Source organism: Metallosphaera javensis (ex Hofmann et al. 2022) (genome assembly GCF_022064045.1).
GTDB lineage: Archaea > Thermoproteota > Thermoprotei_A > Sulfolobales > Sulfolobaceae > Metallosphaera > Metallosphaera javensis.
In genome coordinates, this window is record NZ_JAKNCW010000069.1 from 1 (window position 1) to 274 (window position 274).

1 protein-coding gene is annotated in these 274 nt (G+C 71.5%); it reads left to right on the forward strand.

What is annotated here, in order from left to right:
* A partial coding sequence (locus L3N51_RS12430; protein ID WP_238027524.1) for a helix-turn-helix domain-containing protein occupies window positions 1–180 on the forward strand: 180 nt, incomplete at its 5' end.
* Between the last annotated feature and the right edge of the window lie 94 nt (window positions 181–274).

A 274-nucleotide genomic window follows, 5' to 3' on the forward strand; every position in this document is an offset into this window, starting at 1 on the left:
GTGCAGTACGCGGTCCTGGCCGAGCAGTCGCGCATGAAGGCGGCGCGCCGTGCCTTGCTGGCGGGCGAGACCACCGAGGACATCGCGGAGCGGCTGGGCTATTCGGATGCGCGCAGCTTCCGCCGCGCCTTTCTGCGTGCCACCGGGCAGACCCCCTCGGCCTTCCGGGCCGGGCACTGAGTCCGGGCCTTCAGTGGTCGGCCTCGGGCGAGGTCCAGATCTCGTGGCTGTCCAGCAGCAACCGGACCTCGCTCTCCAGTGCATCCAGGCGGGC